At 41.2% G+C, this 6,351-nt stretch carries 5 protein-coding genes; 2 read left to right on the top strand and 3 right to left on the bottom strand.

What is annotated here, in order from left to right:
* Positions 1–176 precede the first annotated feature (176 nt).
* From V7K45_RS15195 to V7K45_RS15205, 3 genes are read right to left on the bottom strand one after another with little or no spacing between them, the layout of a single operon-like run.
* Positions 177–1,028, bottom strand: a complete 852-nt coding sequence (locus V7K45_RS15195) for a TetR/AcrR family transcriptional regulator (RefSeq protein ID WP_335004727.1) — start codon at positions 1,026–1,028, stop codon at positions 177–179.
* A gap of 55 nt (positions 1,029–1,083) precedes the next feature.
* Positions 1,084–2,064, bottom strand: a complete 981-nt coding sequence (locus V7K45_RS15200; protein WP_335004729.1) for an ATP-binding protein — start codon at positions 2,062–2,064, stop codon at positions 1,084–1,086.
* A complete protein-coding gene (locus tag V7K45_RS15205; protein WP_335004731.1) occupies positions 2,061–4,262 on the bottom strand; it encodes a TnsA endonuclease N-terminal domain-containing protein in 2,202 nt (733 codons plus the stop codon). The genes V7K45_RS15200 and V7K45_RS15205 overlap by 4 nt, the downstream gene beginning before the upstream one ends.
* Positions 4,263–4,408: 146 nt before the next feature.
* Here V7K45_RS15205 and V7K45_RS15210 point away from each other — a divergent pair, with 146 nt between their 5' ends.
* Together V7K45_RS15210 and V7K45_RS15215 are read left to right on the top strand one after the other, a co-directional pair.
* Positions 4,409–4,696 (top strand): helix-turn-helix domain-containing protein, encoded by a 288-nt coding sequence (locus V7K45_RS15210; protein WP_179068201.1) that lies wholly within the window; start codon positions 4,409–4,411, stop codon positions 4,694–4,696.
* A 50-nt stretch (positions 4,697–4,746) separates the two neighbouring features.
* On the top strand, positions 4,747–5,367 hold the full coding sequence (locus V7K45_RS15215; protein WP_335004735.1) for a TniQ family protein: 621 nt from the start codon (positions 4,747–4,749) through the stop codon (positions 5,365–5,367).
* Positions 5,368–6,351 lie beyond the last annotated feature (984 nt).

The following is a 6,351-nucleotide window of genomic DNA, read 5'->3' on the forward strand; positions in this document are numbered from 1 at the left end:
ATCAGGTAGCAGTGAAAACTGCGGGAGAATGAAAATCCGTTGACCGTAAAAGGTCGTGTGGGTTCAAGTCCCTCCACCCCCACTAAAAATTTAAAATACCGAAAGGCTTCGATTGTGACTTTACCCATAACTTTGCCGCAACGGCAAGCTTATGCTTCCAATAAAGGGTGGCAAAGTTATGGCTCCAAACAAATTTCTCTTCGCGCTGCCCTTAAAGCAGCGCGAACTTTTTTGTCGCGAAAACATCCTGGTTTAGCCAACAGCCTTGAAATAGCTGCCTCGCTAGGATAAATACCTTCAGTGTGAACTTGCCTAACAGCTTGTTTTACCTCCTCGCAACAGTGTTCAATTCGTTTGATGCGAGATTCTTTCATATACTTAACGTACTCGGCTGAAATCGCTCGGCATAGCTCTGGGAAATGCCTGTAAAGAACTCGCTTAGGATACCCAAGGCGTTTCGCCACTGCTGTCATAGGTAGCGGTTGTTCATTCGCTTGAAGCACATTTTCAAGTAATTGTTGAGTGCGATCGCTATCAAACTTTACTTCAAGCTTTTTTGTACTGCTATCTCTCACTTGATTTTGAGGCGTAGCAGGAAATTTACTAGAATTCTCCTTAAGAGTCTCTTGAGTCAAAAAATCCAGCACAGATACCTGAAGAGTAAAACAGATTTTCAAAATCACATTCAGTTCTGGCAAGACTTTTCCCATCTGCCACATCCAAACCTTGTTTTTGGGAATTTCGAGCATACGGGCAAAAGCAGCTGTGTTTCCTTCAGTAAATTGGTTTACGTACCTACAGAACGCTTGAGCAACTATTTCCCTTTTCAAAAGTTTTGGTAGGTGAGGGGTATTAGCAAGTAATTCTCCAACAGTCTTGATAACCCATGTTTGCCAAATAATCTCTTCCTTGCTCGGTGGGGTTTTATCATAAGACGGGTAATTAGCAGTAACGCCAAGCCATTTTAAGCAATAAGGGCAATAATCTGGTCTGGAATAAGAAGCCAGAGGAGACAATTGGTTTTGCACCAAGTCCTAATGCAGAGCGTAAGTTTTGTATATCTGTTTCCGTTTCAGATAATTGTCATTCGCCCTCTTGAATTTCCTTGAACATTCTCTGACACTGAGCAACTGACCAAGCACGTTTTTGTAAGTCTTTGAGAGTGACTGTTGTTGCTTGTCGATCCAGAGCATCTTTAAGAGCGCGTGTTAGCCAATTTTTCAGTATGCCAACACATCCTAATGTACGTTCATAAAAATATTCCCAATGAGTAACTAAATCTGGATGCTCTGCAAGTGGCATCTGCTGTTGAAAAGTCAACAATACACTTTTAAAAGCTTGTACATCCTCTGGATTGTCAGCACAATAACGACGGAAATGAATATCGACACTACGACGTGAGAGTTGACCGCTCAAATTACGGAATGTCAGTAATTCGTAAGTTCCTAATAGACAATGCAAGATACCTGTCATATTTGCCACAGATTTGAGGCAGTCTAATTGATCTTGTAGCTTGTATCCGCTTGCCATCTTGCCAAAATGTTGTGCTTCATCTACAAAAAATACGTCTGGATGACGATGGATGAGAGCATTTTCTAAAGCTCTGCGTAGAGCAGGTGCAACTACTTTCGACTCAACATTAATTTTTCCAAAATTATCGCGAGAGATACCACGCACGCCGTAATCAAACTTGTGATCGATTAAGGGTTCCTCTAAGGCGATTAAGGCGCGTGTGTAGTAATCTTTCCAGTTAAAGTTTCTTGATTCTGGGGCTACAGCTTCAACACCAACAACAGGAACACGACTGCGATCGCTTTCCAGTTTAGGTAATGCTAGTTCTGTTAATTTCTGCTCAACACGGAGTCGCAAAGTTGTTTTACCGATACCGCTAGGGCCATAAATAAAGATAAATGATGCCCCTGCGGGTTCAGCAATTGTTCGCATGAGAATTTCATAGACTTCTTTAAGTCGAGGATGCGCTACGGTGTAATTTTCAAAGTAGGCAAGCCTTTCTGGAGCAGGTAGTGTGAGGAGTTCAAGCGGAAATCCAGTAGCTTGTGTCATAATGAAAACTCCTCATACACTACAAGTGTTTTTGGGGCGATCGCTTCATCTTCATCCGCTTGAGAATCGGTATTGGCAAAAGTAACTTGAATAAGTTTTGGTTGTTCGTTACGGCTTGTTATCGCTTTTCCACCCTCAATTACTCTAAAGACTTCCTTAACTTCTGCATCATAAGAACGCTGTTCTAATAGAGCTTCTTGAGCTTCTACCGATGCTAAAAATTCTGCTAAATTCTTAGCCGAAACTTTAGATTGTTGTGTATGATTTGAATAGCGTTTGCGTAACTCGATACTAGCTAAATTCAGTTCTTTTTCTGAACGACCTTGGAGTTCTGCATAATATTGAGAGTTACACTCTACCCACTGTCCTCGAACAAAGGTGTAAGCGATACCAATATTAAACGGGTCGTATTTTATATGCACAGAGGTATTTTCAATTTGAGGGTCGCGGAAACTATTAGACCAGTAGTAGATGGAGTTAATTTTTACGCCGCGTCCAGCCTGAACTTTTGCTTTCCCCTTTGAAGTTGTAGGTAGGGTAAGAATCTGAAAGTTTTCATCGTAAGGAATCATGCGATGAACCCGACTGCCACCAATCGCTATACCCGCAGCAAACGCATCCCTCGGACTCTGGAAAAGTGCCGGATGTTCGTTTATATCGTAAACTTCGTAAGCCCAAGCACAAAGATATTCATACAGTAAACCAAGTGTCCATACAGCTTGATTTTTAGGATTAACGGACTTGGTGACTTGCCGGACGTTACGAGTTATTTGTGTATTACCAAGTAAGTTATGGACAAATTGAGTATTGGAAGTTCCAAATAGGCGTTCGCAAACCGCACCAAAACGAGCTTTGGCTGGAGGTCTTTGCTTTTTTGTATATTCACAAGTAGCTAGTAGTATTTCAAAATAACGGCTGTGAAACTCTGCACCGTTATCTACCACTATAATTTGGGGAAGCCTACCGTGACGCTTGACACAAATTCTTAGCACCATTAAGCAAGAACGATATGAGGGTGAGTCAAACGTTAAGTAAACTGCCAGCAATCGCCGTGAGTAAGCATCTACGAGAAATGTTGCCCAAGGTCTGCCCAGATTGCGACCTGTACGAGAGCAAACTAGCTCTACATCTAACTGAGTATGGTCGATATGGCCAATTTCAAATGGGCGATCGCCGTGTCTTGGGGTAGTTGTAGTAAGCCGCCAATAGAAGGATTCATGCTGATAAGCAGCACGACAACCTTGGCGTTTTTTAGTCTGTTCGTAACTAGGACGGCGTTTTACTTCTTTAGTAAATGCTTTGTAACTCGGAGTAATTACACCAGCTTGTTCGCAAGCTCGAACTAAAGCCCCGTAAACCTCCCACATTCTTTTTTGTTTAAGAGTTTCATAATCTTCTAAAATAAACTTCTCCATAATTGCTAAGGTGTCTTCGGGCAGCTTGCGCTGACGATTACCTTTGACACTGCGATGGGACAAAAGCCCAATGTAGCCATAGATTTGCTCTTGAATAATTAAGGTGTAGATATCGTCAGATTTAGCTCCTGTTGACCGATTGAGTAATTCTGCTAAAGTGATTCCTGGTTGAGATGACACAACTGCAAGTAATGATTGAGCGATCGCTTCTTCCACTACTAGAGATTCTGAGCGATAATAATCTTCTAAAAATTGCAGATTACGTTGCAGAACCCAATTGATTTCACGATCTGAATGAATGCGGTAATAAAGCCCAAACTGGTTAGCATAGACTTCTCCTGGCGGACAATGCCATTGATTATCTTCTTGAGAGTAAAAGTAACGATTGGGGTTTTTCTCTGCTAGTTTTTTCAAATCATGCTCAGTTTTACACTCTTCCCAACCAGCCGAATTGGTTCGGATGACAAATAAATCTGGGGTGTGTAAAACGCCTAATCTACGCCCGTTACTTGCTTGATAGTCAAGTTTAATTTGCGGTGGTTGGTCGTAGAATTCTAGAACATCTTCATCATGTTCTAACTGATAGATAATTGGCAGTTCAACCCGATGAGACTCAAATTGAATCGTGACTCCCATCTTGCGGCTAGGGTAGCGTCCCGAAACATTCTTGCTACCGCCACCAACGCGACGGGATGGCTCAGATGAGCGAACTTTCTCAATAATTTTTTGCCCTGCCTCGGATATTTGAAGGCGAGCAACCCATTGGTCAAATTGCTCTTTCATATACTCCTTAGTAAGCGCAAAGCGCTTTATTTTATGAATCTATCAAAATAAGACCATAAAGTTAAGAACTTGCTTGCCTGATGCTATACTACTTAACTTTGTAACACTTATATTGTGCAAAAGTCCACTGATAGTAGATAGATTTAATGGTGATACTGGTTCAGTATTGTTTTGTGACGCAAAAACACCCCAGTATTGAGTACCGCTTTGGCAAAGCCATTAGGCGGCGAAGGCGAGAGTTAGATTTATCCCAAGAAGAACTGGCTGAAAAGTCAGGACTTCATCGCAACTATATCTCAGGAATCGAAACCGGAGAGCGTAACCCTTCATTAAAAAATATTGTTAAGTTAGCCGCAGCTTTGGAGATATCTGTCTCCGATCTCTTTGTTAATTACGGTATCGAGGTTAAGAGTGAATCGGAAACTAATCCCTAAAATTTAGCTGTTAAAACTAAAGTACCAGCGTTTAGGTTAATCCAAGAGGGATGACTATTTACTCAGAACATTGGAGCCTAAAACCTCTAGAAATCCCGCAACGGAGTCGGTTATTCTCTCTTGAACCTATGGCGGTGGGAACTCCCTACGCAGAAAGTCTTAGTAGCTATCTCCATCGTTTGGCACAGGCGCACTGTTTAACCTCTCAGAAGCTCGTTATGGGAGAAATTGCGCCACTTATTCTCAAAGATGAGGATAAATCTGAGCTATTAGCAAAAAATCTGAGTCACGTATTGGGAAATAGCGATGCTAAACCGGCTATCAACGGAATGCGAGAAATGACAGGAAAATTAGTCACTGTCTTAGAAGAGTTAACAATGCGTCAGGATTTACGCTTTTTGACCCTTTTAAGCTGGAAAGGAATGATTTATGACAAGGGGTTATTTCGGAACTATCGCGCTTGGTGTCCTTGTTGTTGGGAAGAGTGGATGCAGGATAACAAAACTATCTATGAACCATTATTATGGTCATTTAAGGATGTAGAATTTTGTTTGATTCACAAACAGCGATTAATAGAAGAATGTCCTCATTGTGGTTCCCGTTTACCTGTGATCACGAGGTTTTCACCTGCGGGATTTTGTTCTCGTTGTTACGGGTGGTTAGGACAGTAAATTAAAGGCGAAGAAGAAATAGAGAAATATCGAGTTAATATTCAAGGAATTAGCGAATTAATTGCACTTACTCCCCAATTAGGATATAAACCCATCCCGATCGAGTTAACCCGAAGATTACAATTGATTTTGTTAGTGTTTGAACAAGCAATTGGAAAGGATGTGAAGTTATTGGGAGATTTAGGAAGAATTATGGAATCGTTGAGGATAGCCTCAAGAACAAATCAAAGTCAACCTTATCATTTGGTGAAGTTGATTATTCCTGTGTGCGAGAAGGCGAAGATTAGTGTGTTCCAGTTGTTTGGGTCAGATTTTAAGGAATTGGGCAAGATATTGTTCGGGAATTTTAGTCTGGAATTAAAGTTGTAGAAGTTTAGTATAAATAAAGATTTATGCTTAGATGAACTGCAAATTCTACAGCAGCGAGTTTATGAAAAATTTTTCAATAGTAAGCGATGTTTGATGCCTAGTTCTAGAGTAGCCCAAAATGAGCTTTGGTAATCTTTTTCTATTTATTTTTCAATAGCTCAGAGTTCACCCCACCCATCTTATTACCATAGCCCGTTCTTGTTTAAAGTTTTTTAATTCACGCAAATGATAGTGAAAAACCTTTCACAATCTTCAAAGTATCATCAACGTATTTACTGCTCTGTGCAATCAGCAAGAGCGATTATCTGCTTGCCTTCAGTTACCGACCCATGTCGCAATTCATAAATAGCTTGATGTAGTCCAGTGTGAGCATTACACCCTGCTGCGTCACCGAAGAGTCAGCCGCAGGCATCGCCCTCTCTAATACCTGTGGGTCTGGTTGGTAAGGATAATTTCACCTCGATCGGCATAAGGTAAGAAGCGATCGCTCTCACCCAAATCCTCTATTTCCGTTTCCTGTTTTAACAATACTCCGGACAATTTTTAGTTGAGGGAATAGACAAGAAAGCTATCGAGCCATTAAGGTGCTGATTAGAAAAAACTTGCACCGACTCG

The sequence above is a fragment of the Nostoc sp. genome (assembly GCF_036917375.1).
Classification (GTDB): Bacteria; Cyanobacteriota; Cyanobacteriia; order Cyanobacteriales; family Nostocaceae; genus Nostoc.

Excerpts from the sequence above, each read along its gene's own strand:
- V7K45_RS15200 (WP_335004729.1), bottom strand. The coding sequence starts at position 2,064 with ATGACACAAGCTACTGGATTTCCGCTTGAACTCCTCACACTACCTGCT.
- V7K45_RS15205 (WP_335004731.1), bottom strand. The coding sequence starts at position 4,262 with ATGAAAGAGCAATTTGACCAATGGGTTGCTCGCCTTCAAATATCCGAG.
- V7K45_RS15210 (WP_179068201.1), top strand. The coding sequence starts at position 4,409 with ATGGTGATACTGGTTCAGTATTGTTTTGTGACGCAAAAACACCCCAGT.
- V7K45_RS15215 (WP_335004735.1), top strand. The coding sequence starts at position 4,747 with ATGACTATTTACTCAGAACATTGGAGCCTAAAACCTCTAGAAATCCCG.